Source organism: Micromonospora sp. NBC_01412 (genome assembly GCF_045040215.1).
Taxonomy (GTDB): domain Bacteria; phylum Actinomycetota; class Actinomycetes; order Mycobacteriales; family Micromonosporaceae; genus Micromonospora; species Micromonospora rubida.
On record NZ_CP109528.1, the window covers coordinates 2,489,744 to 2,504,530 of the forward strand.

Here is a 14,787-nt window from a genome sequence, read left to right on the forward strand (position 1 = left end):
TCAGGCGGTGCCCGGCGGCCAGGGGGCGGCCGGGCGGGGGCCGTACCAGCCGGGCGGGCCGTAAGGCCCCGGGTGGGCCGGGGGCGGCGGCGGGGCGAGCACCACCGGGATCGGCACCACCGGCTCGTCCGGGGCGTCGACCGGCCGCTGCGACCCGTCGGGGAACCGCAGGTGGTAGCGGTGACCGTCCCAGCTCCCGACCGGCACCTGCGGGTCCCGGCCGACGAAGAAGGACCGGTACGCGGTGATCGCGCCCAGCAGTTCCCGTTCCTCCCACGCGGTCCGTTCCCGGTCGGCGGGCCTGCGATCGAGCCCTCGGTGCATCCCGTCGCGCAGCAGCGCCAGCCTGGTGGCGGAGAACTGGTACCCGCGCATCGCCTTGAGCCCCGGGTCGCCGGCCACCCGCCGGGCCCAGGTCCGGGCGGCGTGCCGCCGGCCCAGGCTGCCCAGCGCCGCCACCTCCGGCGGGGTCAGCCACCCGGCCCGCACGTAGTCGGGCAGGGTGCGCTCGGTCAGCCGCCCCTCCCAGCCACGCAGCCAGACCGCCAACCCGACCATGCCGAAGAAGATCGGCACCATCACCCCGAGGTAGCCGTACAGGGCGACCATCGCCTGCCCAGTGGCCTGGGCCAGCGACGGCAGCAAATTCCAGGTGCCGTGCAGCATCATCGCCAGCAGCAGGCCCGCGACCGGGGCGAGGAAGCGCACCCGACGGTCGGCGGTCCGGGCGGCGATGCCGAGGCCCACGCCGGTCATCGAGGTGAACAGCGGGTGGGCGAAGCCGAACAGCAGGATCCGGACGATGAAGATCGCGATGACCTGCTGCGCCCCGGTCGCCGGACCGTACTCCTCGACGCCGGAGGCGTAGCCGTAACCGCCCAGGTAGAGGATGTTCTCCACCATGGCGAAGCCGACCGCCGACAGCCCGCAGTAGACCAGGCCGTCGGTGATGCCGGACCATTCCCGGCGGCGGAAGATCAGCAGCAGGATCGGGCCGAGCGCCTTGGTCAGCTCCTCGATGAACGGGGCGACCAGCACTGCGGTCAACGCGTCGGGCAGCCCCCAGTCGGCGAACCGGACGGAGAAGAACTCGTTGACGGTCAGCGAGGCGGCCGTGGAGACGAACGCGCCCCAGGCGAAGCAGAAGATCAGATACTGCAACGGCTCCGGCTCGTACCGGTCCAGCCACAGGAAGCAGGAAACCAGCACCGGCACCGGCAGGATCGCGGCGATCACGCCGATCAGCAGCGCCTGCGGCCCCAGGTTGGAGCCGAGCGTGTAGAGCATGTAGACCGCGCACGCCGCGATCAACAGCACCGCCACGGCCACCACCAGGACCACCACCAGGATCCGCAGCCAGCTCGGCCGGCGCTGCGGCATCCGGAGGGCGGCCCCACCGGGCTGTGGAGGGAGATCGTGCGGGGTCCACGGCGACGCGGCGCCGCCGGGCGGGGTGTCGGCCATTACATCAGCGTAGTCATCCCCCGCCGACCGTTCCGGCCGCATCGGTCGACCGTTATCCTGTCGTCAGGTCACGAGCGCCAGCGTCAAGCCCCGGCTTGCTGGCCGGCAACCCTCGTCGAGTTCGCGGTGGGGTGCCCCGGGTGATGACCGGGCCCAGCCCCGTCCGGCGCTGGGCAAGCGCGGACCCCGTCCCGGTGGTGTCACCTGGGGTCCCCGGACCCGGAGGTCGGGCCATGACCGTCACCCTCGTACCCTCGCTCACGCCGCCGCCCGCGTGGACCGTGCCGGCGTCGTCGCGGCCGCTCGACGTGCTCGGCGTGCCGGGCCAGATCAACCTGGACTACGCGGCCAGCGCGCCGTGCGCGCGGGCCGCGGCCGACGCGGTGGCCGAGCTGCTCCCCTGGTACGCCAGCGTGCATCGCGGCGCCGGCGCGCTGTCGCGGCGCTGCACGCTGGCGTACGAGCGGGCCCGGCAGACGGTCGGCGACTTCTTCGGCGCCCGCGCCGGCGACCACGTGGTGTTCACCCGCAACACCACCGACGCGCTGAACCTGCTGGCCCGGACCCTGCCCGCCGGGACCACGGTGGTGACGTTCGCCGGGGAGCACCACGCCAACCTGCTGCCCTGGCCGCGCGCCTCGGTGCGGCTGCCGGTGCCGGCCGGCCCCGCCGAGGCGATCCGGGCGCTGGACGCGGCGCTGACCGAGCTGCGCCGGGGCGCCACCGCCCGCCCGCCGGTGCTGGTGGCGGTGACCGGGGCGAGCAACGTGACCGGGGAACGCTGGCCGGTGGCCGAGCTGGCTTGGGTGGCCCGCCGGCACGGCGCCCGGATCGCGGTGGACGCCGCCCAACTCGCCCCGCACGCCCCGGTCGACGTGGCCGCGCTGGACGTGGACTACCTGGCCGTCTCCGGGCACAAGCTGTACGCGCCGTTCGGGGCGGGGGTGTTGCTCGGCCGGGGCGACTGGCTGGACGCGGCCCCGCCGTACCTGGCCGGCGGGGGCGCCACCAGTCACGTCGGGGCCGCCACCCACGACGTGCGCTGGGCCACCGGCCCGGCCCGGCACGAGGCCGGCACCCCCAACCTGCTCGGCGCGGTCGCCCTCGCCTCGGTGTGCGCGGCGCTGGACGGGGCGGACCGGGTCGCGCTGCACGCCCGCGAGCAGGCGCTGCTGGCCCGGCTGAGGGACGGGCTGGCCGCCCTGCCGCACGTGGTGGAGCTGCGCGCCTTCGGCCCGGACGCCCCCCGGGTGGGCATCGCCTCGTTCGTGCTGGCCGGCCGGGACTCGACCGAGGTCGCCGCGGAGCTGGCCGCCCGGCACGGCATCGGGGTCCGCGACGGGCTGTTCTGCGCCCACCCGCTGGCCCGTCGGCTGCTCAACGAGGCCGCCGCGCGCAGTGGGCACCCGGACCTGCCGCCGACCGCTCTGCGGGCCAGCATCGGCCTGGGCAGCACGCCGGAGCACGTCGAGAGCCTGCTCACCGCCCTCGCCGAGCTGGGCTGAGCGCGCCTCAGCCCAGCGGCGGGGCCGTGGGCGGCTTCGGGGCGGGGGTGCTCTCGGCCGGGCAGACGCTCGACTTCTCCTGCTCGCCGAAGGACTGCCGGACCAGCCGGTTGGCCTCCTCCTGGTCGATGCCGGAGGTGACCAGCAGGTCGCTGGCGGTGGTGCGCACCTGCGCGATCACCACACTGCCGGAGAACCCGACCCCCTGCGCGTACGCCCGGCCGGCCTCGCTGACCGCGCGCAGGGACCGCTCCCGGGCCTTCTCCGGTTCCGCCCCGACGGCGAACTCGTGGCAGAGCAGCCGGACGGCCTCGGCGAGGTGGGCCACCGCGTCCGGCATCGGCTCCGGCACCGGCTCCTCGTCCTCGATCATCGTCACGGAACGCCGGATCAGGGTCCCGGTGTTGCGCATCGCGCGGTCGATCGGGTCGGCCGCCTCGGCGTAGTGGGTCAACTCGCTGCGCCGGCGCCAACGGGCCGGGGAGAGGATGCTGGTCTCCTTCGCGCCCTCGATCGCCTCGATGAGGGTGCTCAGCTCCTCCTTGTTCTCACGGAGCCGTTCCAGGGCCCGCTGGGCGCTGTTCCGGTCCCGTTTGCGCAGCGCCTCGGCGGTGGCGTCGAGCTGGCCGGCGAGCAGGTCCAGCGCGGGCCGGGCGGCCCGGTTGAGAACCCGCAGCGGGTTCAGCGGAAACAGGACCGCCGTCACCACCAGCGCGATCCCGCCACCGATGAAGGCGTCGATGAAGCGCGGTATCTCCAGGTCCTCGGTGGATGGGCTGAGCGTGACGATCAGCACGGCGGTGGCGGCGGCCTGGATGACGACCGACACGCTCCCGCCGAAGAAGAGGGTCAGCACGATGGACGCCGTCACCACCAGCCCGAGCTGCCAGCCCCCGGTGCCGACGAGGTAGATCAGCAGGTCACCGAGGAACACCCCGACCCCCACCCCGACGATCAGCTCGATGGTCCGGCGCAGCCGCTGGCCGACCGACGCGGCCAGGGCGCCGACCGCCGAGATCGGCGCGAAGACCGGCTGCGGGTTGCCCAGCAGGTGGTGGGAGACGACCCAGGCCAGCGTGGCGGCCAGCCCGGCCTGCACGGCCAGCCCCAGCGCCATCCGGACCCGGTGCAGCCGATCGTGCAGGGTGGCTCTGCTGCGACGGCGCAGCTCCTCCATCGCCGCCGTGACCCGCGCCGAGTCGATGTCGGCCACGCCGTCGTGCAGGCCGGCACGCCGTAGCAGCGACGATCGGAGATCCCGGGCCACGGCCATGGCGGGGACTACCCGCCGTGAGGGCGGTGAATCCTCGCCCACTCCGGCAGACTCGGTCGAATGACGGACTCGGACGGCCTCCGGAGCGCGGCGGAACTGATCGGTCGATGGCGGGCGGCGGCCCGGGGCGCCGGGGCCGGGGACTCATCGGCGCTGACCGACGCCGGGGCGGGCCTGCTGGCCCGCTGGCGGGAACCACACCGGCACTACCACACCGTCCGGCACCTGACCGCCGTCCTCGATGTCGTCGACGCGCACGCCGAGCTGGCCGACGACCCCGACCTGGTCCGGCTCGCCGCCTGGTGCCACGACGCGGTCTACGACCCGCGCGCCGACGGGGACGGCAACGAGCGGGCCAGCGCCGACCTCGCCGACGCGCTGCTGACCGGGGTCGGGGTGCCGGCCGGGGCGGTGGCGGAGGTCCGCCGGCTGGTGCTGCTCACCGCCGGGCATGCGGTCATGGCCGGGGACCGCGACGGCGCGCTGCTCTGCGACGCCGACCTGGCCGTGCTGGCCGGTCCGCCCGACGAGTACGACCGGTACGCCGCCGCCGTCCGCCGGGAGTACGCGCACGTGCCGGAGCCGGCGTTCCGGGTCGGGCGGGCCTGGGTGCTCGACGGCCTGCTGGCCCTGCCCACCCTCTACCGGCTGCCCGTCCTTGCCGCCCGCTGGGAACACCCGGCCCGCGCCAACCTCCGCCGCGAACTCACCACCCTCTGCTGACCCACCCCACCCCACCCCCGTTCCCGCCCCCGCCCCCGCCCCCGCCCCCGCGCCCGCGCCCCGGCCCCGTCCGCGCCCCGCCGCACCCACGCCCACGCCCACGCCCACGCCCACGCGATCTTGCAGTTGTGGCCCGGACGTATGCCATCAAATGCCGCAAGACAGGGGCCGCAAGTGCAAGATCGCGGGGCAGGACGGGGGGCGGGGCGGGGGGCGGGACGGCAGGGCGGGGTGGGGCGAGCGGGGGTGGGGCGGTGGGGGGAGTGGGGTGGGGTTAGGGGGTGGGGTGGGTCAGGTGTTTGGGGCGGCGGAGGCCGGACGCGCGCAGGAGGCGGACCAGTTCGCGGCTGGGGACCACCCGGGCTCCGAGGTGCACCGCCATGGCGTACCGCTCGGCGGGGATGTCGTAGTGGTCGCGGTCGAACGCGCGGCGGGGCGCGCCGAGCGTCTCGGCGAAGGCGTGCAGCTCGGCGGGCGAGACGTCGCTGATCAGATGCGACCAGAGTCGCCCGCGCGCCGGCCAGGCGGGCCGGTCAAGGTACAGCATGGTGGCCAAACTAGCCGGAGGTTAGCCTCTGCTGCATGGTTGCCTCACCCCTCCTCGCCGACCTGCGCGCCGTGCTCGGCGACGATGCCGTCCTGACCGACCCGGACCTGCTCCGGATGCACGAGCGGGACGAGGCCGACCTGTGCGCCTCCGGGACGCCGCTGGTGGTGGTCCGCCCGCACGGCACCGACGAGGTGGTCGGCGTGGTCCGGGCGGCGGCCCGGTACGGCGTACCGGTGGTGCCGCAGGGGGCGCGGACCGGGCTGGCCGGCGCGGCGAACGCGGTGGACGGCGCGATCCTGCTGAGCACCGTGGCGATGGACCGGATCCTGGAGATCGACCCGGTGGGCCGGATCGCGGTGGCCCAGCCCGGCGTGGTGAACGCGACGCTGGCCGGGGCGGTGCGGCGGGAAGGGCTGTACTACCCGCCGGACCCCGGCTCGTGGGAGTCGTCGACCATCGGCGGCAACGTCTCCACCAACGCGGGCGGCATGTGCTGCGTCAAGTACGGCGTGACCACCGAGTACGTGCTCGGCCTTGAGGTGGTGCTCGCCTCCGGCGAGGTGCTGCGCACCGGTCGGCGCACCGCCAAGGGCGTCGCCGGGTACGACCTGACCCGGCTCTTCGTCGGCTCGGAGGGCACCCTCGGGGTGATCACCGAGGTGACCGTCGCGCTGCGGCCCGCCCCGGAGGCGTCGCTCACCCTCGTCGCCGTCTACAACTCCACGGCGGAGGCCGGCGTGGCGGTGGCGGAGATCGCCGCGAAGGGGCTCACCCCGAGCCTGCTGGAACTCCTCGACCGGACCCACCTGGCGGCGATCGAGGCGTACCAGCCGATGGGGCTGCGCACCGACGCGCAGGCGCTGCTGCTCGCCGCCGTGGACACCGGGTCGCGGGCCGCCGAGGACCTGGCCCGGATCGCCGAGGTGTGCGAGGCCGCCGGGGCCGACGAGGTGTACGCGGCCACCGACGCGGCGGAGGCGGCGGCGCTGCTCCAGGCCCGCCGGCTGGCCCACCCGGCGATGGAGAAGTTCGCGGCCGACGCGTACCCGGGCGGGAACGGGGGGCTGATCATCGACGACGTGGCCGTCCCCCGGGGTTCGCTCGCCGCGCTGCTGGACGGGGTGGCCCGGATCGCCGAGGAGTGCGACGTGCCGATCGGCGTGGTGGGACACGCCGGCGACGGCAACATGCACCCGAACATCGTGGTCGACCGCGCCGACCCGGCCAGCCTGGACCGGGGCCGGCGGGCCTTCGACGAGATCATGCGGCTCGGCCTGGAGCTGGGCGGCACCTGCACCGGCGAGCACGGGGTGGGGCTGCTCAAGCGGGACTGGCTGGCCCGGGAGATCGGCCCGGTGGGCGTCCGGGTGCACCAGGCGATCAAGGCGGCGCTGGACCCGGAGGGGCTGTTCAACCCCGGCAAGGTGCTCTGAGCCCGGCCTGCGGCAGGAGGTCGGTCACCGGGGGGACGACGGAAGCTCGACGGGGTCGCCGTCGGCGCCCCGGTCCGCCGCGAAGCCCCGCACGTCCGGGGCGCCGAGCCGGGCCGCGTCGGCGGTCGCGTCGTCCGGCATCAGCTGGGACTGCCGCTCCGCCTCCACCCGCGCCCGGTAGTGCTCGACCTCGCGCGCCTGGGTCGCGGCGTCCCAGCCCAGCACCGCGCCCATCAGCTCCGCGGCGTGCTCGGCGGACTCCAGGCCGCGGTGGGTGGTCTCGAAGGAGATCCGGGTACGCCGGGTCAGCACGTCCTCCAGGTGCAGCGCCCCCTCGGCGCGGGCCGCGTACGTCACCTCGGCCGCGAGATATTCCGGGGCCCCGGCCAGCGGGGACGCCAGCAGCGGATCGGCGTCGACCAGGGCGAGCAGGTCGAGGGTCAGGGTGCCGTACCGCTCCAGCAGATGCTCGACCACCCCGACCGGCACCCCGTGCCGGCGGGCCAGGTCGGCCCGGTCCCGCCACATCGCGGCGTACCCGTCGGCGCCGAGCAGCGGCAGGTCGGCGGTGCGCGACGGGCGAACCCCGCCGAGCCGGCGGGCCGCGCGGTCCACCACGTCGGAGGCCATCACCCGGTACGTCGTGTACTTTCCCCCCGCGACCAGCAGCAGCCCGAGCATCGGCTCGATCACGGCGTGTTCCCGGGACAGCTTGGAGGTGGAGTCGGCCTCGCCGGACAGCAACGGGCGCAGCCCGGCGTAGACGCCCTCGATGTCGGCGGTGGTGAGCGGCCGCTCCAGCACCGTGTTGACCTGGTCCAGCAGGTACGCGATGTCGCGGGCCGAGGCGGCCGGGTGGGACCGGTCCAGCTGCCAGTCCGTGTCGGTGGTGCCGATGATCCAGTGCCCACCCCAGGGGATCACGAACAGGACGCTGGTGGCGGTACGCAGGATCAGCCCCGCCTCGCCGGTGATCGCCGAGCGGGGCACCACGAGGTGCACCCCCTTGGACGCCCGGACCCGGAAGCCGGGGCGCAGCCCGACGTCGTTGAGCATCCGGGACATGTCGTCGCTCCACACGCCGGTGGCGGCGATCACCGTGCGGGCGTGCACCTCGAACTCGGCGTCGGGCGAGCCGGGTGGGGCCTCCAGGTCACGGACCCGGACGCCGGTCACCTCGCGGGCCTGCCGGATCAGGCCGACCGCGCGGGTGCTGCTGACCACGGTCGCGCCGAGGCTGGCCGCGGTGCGGGCCAGGGTGACCACCAGCCGGGCGTCGTCGACCTGCCCGTCGTAGTAGCGGATCGCCCCGGCCAGGGCGTCGGCGCGCAGGCTCGGGAAGATCCGCCGCGCCCCCTCCCGGGTCAGGTGCCGGTGCAGCGGCATCCCCCGGCCGCCCCCGAAGAGCCCGGCGAACGCGTCGTACGCGGCCACCCCGAGGCCGTAGTAGGACCGGCGGAAGGTGCGGGCCGGCACGTCCCGTGCGCCCCGGCCGGCGGGCAGCGGGATCAGGATCGGCACCGGCCGGACCAGGTGCGGGGCGAGCCGGGTGGCGAGCAGCCCCCGCTCGGTGAGCGCCTCGTGGACCAGGTGGAACTCCAACTGCTCCAGGTAGCGCAGGCCGCCGTGGATCAGCTTGCTGGACCGGCTGGAGGTGCCGGCCGCGTAGTCCCGCGCCTCCACCAGGGCCACCTTCAGCCCTCGGGAGGCGGCGTCCAGCGCCGCACCGGCCCCGGTGACACCACCACCGATGACCAGGACGTCGAACCGCTCGGCGCGCAGCCGGCGCAGGTCGGTGGCGCGGCGGGCCGGGGAGAGCTGACCGGCGACGATTCGGGAGACGTTGGGGTCACGCACCCGTCCACGGTAGCCGCCCCGGCGGTCCGGCGGCATGTCGTGATCACACCGTACTGTCTGGGCATGGAGGTCGGTCCCCCACCGTTCGCAGGTCAGCCCTTCCCTCCGGCCGTGCCGGGCCCGCCGCCGCCGTCCCGCCCCGGCCCGTGGCCCGTGGTGGCCGCGGTGCTGGTCGGCTGCTGGACGGTCGCGGTCACCGTCCCCGCCGAGCTGGCCGGCTGGCTGACCGACCAGGTCCTGCTGGCCAGCGGGCTGGACCGGGCGGTCTGGCTCTGGCCGGTGGTGGCCGGCGTCACTGTCCTGCTGGCCGGCGTGCCGGCGCTGCTGCTCACGCTGCTGCCCCGGTCCGGGGCGGTCCGGGCCACCGGCCGGGCCTGGCTCGCCGGGCTGCTGGCGGCTGGCGCGCTCACCCTGCTGCGTGCCCTGCCGCCGGTGCACCACGAGGCGTACCTCGCCGCGCTGGCCCCGGCGGCCGGCCTGCTCGCCGCCGTGGTCGGCCGGCTCGCCCGGGGCCGCGCCCAGGCGTCCCCGGGTGCCGGGACGGTCGGTGAACCGGGCACGTCAGGACGGCCCGGCCCGACGCCGCCGGCCACCGGCGGGGACGGGACGGTGACGCTGCTGGCGGTGGCCGCCGGGGTGGCGACCGTGTTGCCCTGGGCGTGGTTCGGGGCGCTCGGGGGGCTGCTGGAGACCGTCCTCGCGGCGGTCGCCGCCGCGGCGGTCGGCGTCCTCGCCGGGGCGCTGCTCGACGCCCGCTTCTGGGCGCACTTCGCGGTCGGCCGTCCGCCCCGGCCGGCCCGGCTGGTGCTGGTCGGCGGCCTGGTCGCCGGGGTGACGCTGCTGCTCGTCGCCGCCGGGGCCGGGCAGTCCGGGGCGCAACTGCCCGCCCTGCTGGCCCTGCCGCCGCTGGGCTTCGTGCTGGCCGCCCTCCAGGCCCCCGCCGTCCGCGCGGGCGGGCCCACCGGGCCCGGCCCGGCGCGCTGGCTCGTCGGGCTCGGCGTGTTCGGGCCGCTGGCCTTCGCCGACCCGGAGGAGATCACCCTCGTCCTGGCGGCCACTCGCGACGTGCCGTACTGGGTGGCGGCCACCGCCGCCGCCGGGCTCGCGGTGGCCGCGGTGCTGTCCGTCGCGTACGGCTTGCTGCTGGCCCGGCCGCGCGGCCGGACGCCCAGCCGGCCGGTGGCGGCGGCGACGGCCGTGGTCCTGCTCGCCGGGGCGGCGGCGGTGTACCTCGGGCCCGGCCGGCCCGGCCTGCACGGCGAGCGGCTGCTGGTGGTGCTGCGCGAGCAGGCCGACCTGAGCGGGATCCCGGCCGGCGCACCGGGGCGGGCGGGCCGGGACGCCCGGGCCGGGGAGGTCTACCGGCGGCTCGTCGCCACGGCCGAGCGCACCCAGCCCGACCTGCGCCGCGACCTGGCCCGGCTGCGGCTCGGCCCGACTCCGTACTACCTGGTCAACGCGATCGAGGTGGACGGCGGCCCGGCCGTGCGGGCCTGGCTGTCCGGCCGGCCGGAGGTGGCCCGAGTGCTGGTCAGCCAGCGGCTGCGTCCGCTGCCGGCCGCCGCGCCGACCAGCCGGGGCGACGCGCCGGCGCCGGCCGGGCCGGCCTGGAACGTGTCCCTGATCGGCGCGGACCGGGTCTGGTCCGGGCTGGGGGTGACCGGCGCCGGCGTGGTGGTGGGCAGCTCCGACTCCGGCGTGGACGGCCGCCACCCGGCGCTGGCCGCCGGCTTCCGGGGCGGCGACGACTCCTGGTACGACCCGTGGGACCACACGACGGCGCCGACCGACCAGGGCGGGCATGGCACGCACACGACGGGCAGCGCGGTGGGGCGCGGCGGCATCGGGGTGGCCCCGGGGGCCAGCTGGGTCGGCTGCGTGAACCTGGACCGCAACCTCGGCAGCCCGGCCCGCTACCTCGACTGCCTCCAGTTCATGCTGGCCCCGTTCCCGACCGGCGGCGACCCGTTCACCGACGGGCGGCCCGAGCGGGCCCCCCAGGTGCTGACGAACTCGTGGGGCTGCCCGCCGATCGAGGGCTGCGACCCGGCGGCGCTGCGGCCGGCGACGGCGGCCCTGGACGCGGCCGGCATCTTCGTCGTCGCGGCGGCCGGCAACACGGGGCCGCGCTGCGGGTCGATCGAGGACCCCCCGGCGCCGTACCCGGACGTGCTCACGGTCGGGGCGGTGGACCGGGCCCGGAAGGTCGCCTCCTTCTCCAGCCGGGGGCCGGTGCCCGGCACGAGCAAGCCCGACCTGGTCGCCCCGGGCGTGGGGGTGCTCTCCGCGATGCCAGGCAGCACGTACGCCACGCTGGACGGCACCTCGATGGCCACGCCCCAGGTGGCCGGGGTGGTGGCGCTGATGTGGTCGGCGAATCCGGCCCTGGTGGGCGACCTGGACCGGACCCGGCGGATCCTGCGGGACACCGCCACCCCGGCCCGCGCGACGTACCGCTCCCGCAACCCGGCGGACGCCTGCGGCGGCGACGCGAACATCACCGGCGCCGGCCTCGTCGACGCCTACGCGGCCGTCCGCACCGCCCGCGGCGGATGACCCTCGTCGACGCCCACACACGGGAGGCGCCCCTCGCAGTGCCCCTCGCCCCGCCACCCGGGGCGACAGGACGCCGGCAGGTGCGGTGGGGCGGTCGGTGATCTAGGGTCGGCGACCATGGACGTGGAGACCACCCTGGCCGAGTTGACCCCGGATGCGCTGCCCGCCGTGGTGGACCTGTGCCGGCGCTCGCTGGACCTGCCGGAGGACGCGGCCGAGGCGGCGGCCGTGGTGGACACCCTGCACACCCGCGCCGGGGCGGACCGGACGGTGCTGGGGCTGGGCGCGTACCACGGGACGGAGCTGGTCGGCGTGCTGATCGCCTCGCTCTCCGGCGGGGAGCCCCCGGTCGGGCACGTCGACCTGGTGGCGGTGGCCCCCGAGCGGCGCCGCCGGGGCGTCGGGCGGGCCCTGCTGACCCGGGCCGAGCGCTTCCTCGCCGGACGGGGCGCGACCGAGGTGCTGCTGGCCGGCAACCCGCCGTACTACGCCTGGCCGGGGATCGACGTGCGGTACACCCCGGCGGTCTGCGCCGCGCTGGCGCTCGGCTACGCCCAGGACCGCACGGCGTGGAACATGACGGCCGACCTGTCGTACGACGAATCGCCCGCGCTGCGGACGACGGAGCCGGCGGAGCGGCGGCTGGCCGAGCGGGGCGTCACGGTGCGGCGCGCGGAGCCGGCGGACCTGCCGGCGCTGGCCGCGTTCGCCCGGTCCACCTTCGGCGGCGCGTGGGACGGCGAGCTGGCCGGTTCGCTGGGGCGTCCCGGCGCCGGGGCGCACCTGGCGGAACGGGCCGGCACGGTTCTCGGCTTCGCCGCCTGGGGCTCGTCCCGGCCGAGCTGGTTCGGCCCCATGGGCACCGCCCCGGAGGCGGAGAGCACGGGGATCGGTGGGGCGCTGCTGCGTCGGTGCCTGCGCGACCAGCGGGCCGAGGGGGTGGAATCCGCCCAGATCGGCTGGGTGGGCCCGGTGTCCTTCTACTCGGGCAGCGCGGGGGCCCGGATCGAGCGCGTCTTCTTCCTGCACCGAAAGGCGCTGCCGGCCGCCGGATGAGCGGGACGCCCGGGCCGGTCCACGGGACGCCGGCTGGCGTAGCAGGTCGGAGCGCCGACGTGTGGCAGGCCGGGCGCTGGGTGCGCGACGAGCCGGGCGCTGCGTGCCCGGCAGGCCGGGCACGAAACGGGCATGGGCCTGTATAGCGCCGTTCGGCCGCGTCGGCCATCGACGGCCCCTACCGTCTGGGTAGAGGAGGCGGTCATGACCACGGACGACGAGCAGACCGACGACACGCAGCCGGCCACCTGGGTGCCGGTCGAGGAGATCCCGGGGCAGCTGCCGTTCGACCGGCTGGACTACGGCGACGCCGAGCAGCTCGCGGAGATGACGGAGGACGACGCGCCCCCGGCCGAGGAGCCCGTGGTCCTGGTGGACGAGCCGATCCGGATCCACCCGCCGTACGACCGGACCCGGAAGCGACGCAACCAGCGGCCCCTGCCGACGTGACAAGCGGGCCGGCAGACGACGGAAGGGGCGGGCCGTTTCAGCGGCCCGCCCCTTCGGCGTTCGGTGGAGCTGGACTCAGAAGTCCATGTCCCCGCCACCCGGGCCAGCCGGGGCAGCCGGGGTCTTCTCCGGCTTGTCCGCGACGACGACCTCGGTGGTGAGGAAGAGCGCCGCGATGGAGGCGGCGTTCTGCAGCGCCGACCGGGTGACCTTGGCCGGGTCGATGATGCCCGCGGCCAGCAGGTCCACGTACTCGCCGTTGGCGGCGTTGAGGCCGTGACCCGGGCTCAGGTTACGGACCTTCTCCACCACGACGCCGCCCTCGAGGCCGGCGTTGACGGCGATCTGCCGCAGCGGGGCGTCCAGCGCGACCTTGACGATGTTCGCGCCGGTCGCCTCGTCGCCGACGAGGTCCAGCTTGTCGAACGCGGTCTTGCCGGCCTGCACCAGCGCGACGCCACCACCCGGGACGATGCCCTCCTCGACGGCCGCCTTCGCGTTGCGAACGGCGTCCTCGATGCGGTGCTTGCGCTCCTTGAGCTCGACCTCGGTGGCCGCGCCGACCTTGATCACCGCGACGCCGCCGGCCAGCTTGGCCAGGCGCTCCTGCAGCTTCTCGCGGTCGTAGTCGGAGTCGCTCTTGTCGATCTCGGCCCGGATCTGGTTGACCCGGCCCTGGATCTGGTCGGCGTCGCCGGCACCGTCGACGATGGTGGTCTCGTCCTTGGTCACCACGACCTTGCGGGCGCGGCCCAGCATGTCGAGGTTGACGGCGTCCAGCTTGAGGCCGACCTCCTCGCTGATGACCTGGCCACCGGTGAGGATGGCGATGTCGGCCAGCATGGCCTTGCGGCGGTCACCGAAGCCCGGCGCCTTGACGGCGACCGACTTGAAGGTGCCACGGACCTTGTTGACCACGAGGGTGGCCAGGGCCTCGCCCTCGATGTCCTCGGCGATGATCAGCAGCGACTTGCCCGACTGCATGACCTTCTCCAGGATCGGGAGCAGGTCCTTCACCGAGGAGATCTTGCTGTTGACGATCAGGAGGTACGGGTCGTCGAAGACGGCCTCCATACGCTCCGGGTCGGTCATGAAGTACGCGGAGATGTAGCCCTTGTCGAAGCGCATGCCCTCGGTGAGCTCAAGCTCCAGGCCGAAGGTGTTGCTCTCCTCGACGGTGATGACGCCTTCCTTGCCGACCTTGTCCATCGCCTCGGCGATGATCTCGCCGACGGTGCTGTCACCGGCGGAGATGGAGGCGGTGGAGGCGATCTGCTCCTTGGTCTCGACGTCCTTGGCGAGCTTGGACAGCTCCTCCGAGACGCTGGCCACAGCGGCCTCGATGCCCCGCTTCAGGGCCATCGGGTTGGCGCCGGCGGCCACGTTGCGCAGGCCCTCACGGACCAGGGCCTGGGCCAGGACGGTCGCCGTCGTCGTGCCGTCACCGGCAACGTCGTCGGTCTTCTTCGCGACCTCCTTGACCAGCTCAGCGCCGATCTTCTCGTACGGGTCCTCGAGCTCGATCTCCTTGGCGATGCTCACACCATCGTTGGTGATGGTGGGGGCACCCCACTTCTTCTCGAGCACCACGTTGCGGCCCTTGGGGCCGAGGGTCACCTTCACGGCGTCGGCGAGCTGGTTCATGCCCCGCTCGAGGCCACGGCGGGCCTCTTCGTCGAACGCGATCATCTTGGCCATACGGCGTTGTCCTCCTGGACACTCACGGGCCACCCGAGTGTGTGTCCCGGATGGGCCGCCTGGTGTACGCACCTTGGGACGTCGCCACCTGGCGACGACGACGTCTCCTCGGCCGGGCCGGATAGCCCGCGACGACCGGCCATGTGCCACCCGACGGTTGCCCGCCGGGAGCCCGTGGCCCCACCGTCCCGACCATTGGCACTCACGGTATGCGAGTGCCAA

General features: G+C 75.3%; 11 protein-coding genes and 1 riboswitch. Of the genes, 6 read left to right on the top strand and 5 right to left on the bottom strand.

All coding sequences use genetic code 11. The features are described from left to right. On the bottom strand, positions 1-1,506 hold the full coding sequence (locus OG617_RS11355) for a PrsW family intramembrane metalloprotease (RefSeq protein ID WP_405101090.1): 1,506 nt from the start codon (positions 1,504-1,506) through the stop codon (positions 1-3). Between the two features lie 24 nt (positions 1,507-1,530). Continuing rightward, positions 1,531-1,650: riboswitch (SAM riboswitch) on the top strand. Between the two features lie 47 nt (positions 1,651-1,697). Here OG617_RS11355 and OG617_RS11360 point away from each other — a divergent pair. Continuing rightward, complete coding sequence (locus tag OG617_RS11360; RefSeq protein WP_405101092.1) at positions 1,698-2,969, top strand: aminotransferase class V-fold PLP-dependent enzyme; 1,272 nt, start codon at positions 1,698-1,700, stop codon at positions 2,967-2,969. A 7-nt stretch (positions 2,970-2,976) separates the two neighbouring features. On the opposite strand, the gene OG617_RS11365 is transcribed toward OG617_RS11360, so the two are convergent. Beyond that, the gene (locus OG617_RS11365) at positions 2,977-4,236 is read right to left on the bottom strand and encodes an FUSC family protein (RefSeq protein ID WP_405103630.1); all 1,260 of its coding nucleotides are present in this window, start codon (positions 4,234-4,236) and stop codon (positions 2,977-2,979) included. Between the two features lie 66 nt (positions 4,237-4,302). On the opposite strand from OG617_RS11365, the gene OG617_RS11370 reads away from it, so the two are divergent. Then, positions 4,303-4,965 (top strand): metal-dependent phosphohydrolase, encoded by a 663-nt coding sequence (locus OG617_RS11370; RefSeq protein ID WP_405101094.1) that lies wholly within the window; start codon positions 4,303-4,305, stop codon positions 4,963-4,965. 274 nt (positions 4,966-5,239) lie between these two features. Here the strand turns inward: OG617_RS11370 and OG617_RS11375 are convergent, their stop codons facing one another. Next, a complete protein-coding gene (locus OG617_RS11375) occupies positions 5,240-5,512 on the bottom strand; it encodes a DUF4031 domain-containing protein (RefSeq protein ID WP_405101096.1) in 273 nt (90 codons plus the stop codon). A 35-nt stretch (positions 5,513-5,547) separates the two neighbouring features. Between OG617_RS11375 and OG617_RS11380 the strand changes: the two genes are divergently transcribed. Next, positions 5,548-6,948 (top strand): FAD-binding oxidoreductase, encoded by a 1,401-nt coding sequence (locus tag OG617_RS11380; protein WP_405101098.1) that lies wholly within the window; start codon positions 5,548-5,550, stop codon positions 6,946-6,948. Between the two features lie 24 nt (positions 6,949-6,972). Here the strand turns inward: OG617_RS11380 and OG617_RS11385 are convergent, their stop codons facing one another. Next, positions 6,973-8,841: a glycerol-3-phosphate dehydrogenase/oxidase gene (locus OG617_RS11385; protein WP_405101100.1), complete on the bottom strand. Its 1,869-nt coding sequence runs from the start codon at positions 8,839-8,841 to the stop codon at positions 6,973-6,975. A 27-nt stretch (positions 8,842-8,868) separates the two neighbouring features. Between OG617_RS11385 and OG617_RS11390 the strand changes: the two genes are divergently transcribed. The 3 genes from OG617_RS11390 (at position 8,869) to OG617_RS11400 (ending at position 12,867) form a co-directional block, all read left to right on the top strand. Further along, positions 8,869-11,361, top strand: a complete 2,493-nt coding sequence (locus tag OG617_RS11390) for a S8 family serine peptidase (RefSeq protein ID WP_405101102.1) — start codon at positions 8,869-8,871, stop codon at positions 11,359-11,361. 117 nt (positions 11,362-11,478) lie between these two features. After that, the gene (locus OG617_RS11395) at positions 11,479-12,417 is read left to right on the top strand and encodes a GNAT family N-acetyltransferase (protein WP_405101104.1); all 939 of its coding nucleotides are present in this window, start codon (positions 11,479-11,481) and stop codon (positions 12,415-12,417) included. 204 nt (positions 12,418-12,621) lie between these two features. Further along, the gene (locus OG617_RS11400) at positions 12,622-12,867 is read left to right on the top strand and encodes a hypothetical protein (RefSeq protein WP_405101106.1); all 246 of its coding nucleotides are present in this window, start codon (positions 12,622-12,624) and stop codon (positions 12,865-12,867) included. A 75-nt stretch (positions 12,868-12,942) separates the two neighbouring features. Here OG617_RS11400 and groL read toward each other — a convergent pair whose 3' ends face one another. Further along, positions 12,943-14,565, bottom strand: a complete 1,623-nt coding sequence (groL, locus tag OG617_RS11405; RefSeq protein WP_396677518.1) for a chaperonin GroEL — start codon at positions 14,563-14,565, stop codon at positions 12,943-12,945. Between the last annotated feature and the right edge of the window lie 222 nt (positions 14,566-14,787).

Excerpts from the sequence above, each read along its gene's own strand:
- OG617_RS11375 (WP_405101096.1), bottom strand. The coding sequence starts at position 5,512 with ATGCTGTACCTTGACCGGCCCGCCTGGCCGGCGCGCGGGCGACTCTGG.
- OG617_RS11400 (WP_405101106.1), top strand. The coding sequence starts at position 12,622 with ATGACCACGGACGACGAGCAGACCGACGACACGCAGCCGGCCACCTGG.
- OG617_RS11360 (WP_405101092.1), top strand. The coding sequence starts at position 1,698 with ATGACCGTCACCCTCGTACCCTCGCTCACGCCGCCGCCCGCGTGGACC.
- OG617_RS11380 (WP_405101098.1), top strand. The coding sequence starts at position 5,548 with ATGGTTGCCTCACCCCTCCTCGCCGACCTGCGCGCCGTGCTCGGCGAC.
- OG617_RS11355 (WP_405101090.1), bottom strand. The coding sequence starts at position 1,506 with ATGCGGCCGGAACGGTCGGCGGGGGATGACTACGCTGATGTAATGGCC.
- OG617_RS11385 (WP_405101100.1), bottom strand. The coding sequence starts at position 8,841 with ATGCCGCCGGACCGCCGGGGCGGCTACCGTGGACGGGTGCGTGACCCC.
- groL (WP_396677518.1), bottom strand. The coding sequence starts at position 14,565 with ATGGCCAAGATGATCGCGTTCGACGAAGAGGCCCGCCGTGGCCTCGAG.
- OG617_RS11390 (WP_405101102.1), top strand. The coding sequence starts at position 8,869 with ATGGAGGTCGGTCCCCCACCGTTCGCAGGTCAGCCCTTCCCTCCGGCC.
- OG617_RS11395 (WP_405101104.1), top strand. The coding sequence starts at position 11,479 with ATGGACGTGGAGACCACCCTGGCCGAGTTGACCCCGGATGCGCTGCCC.
- OG617_RS11370 (WP_405101094.1), top strand. The coding sequence starts at position 4,303 with ATGACGGACTCGGACGGCCTCCGGAGCGCGGCGGAACTGATCGGTCGA.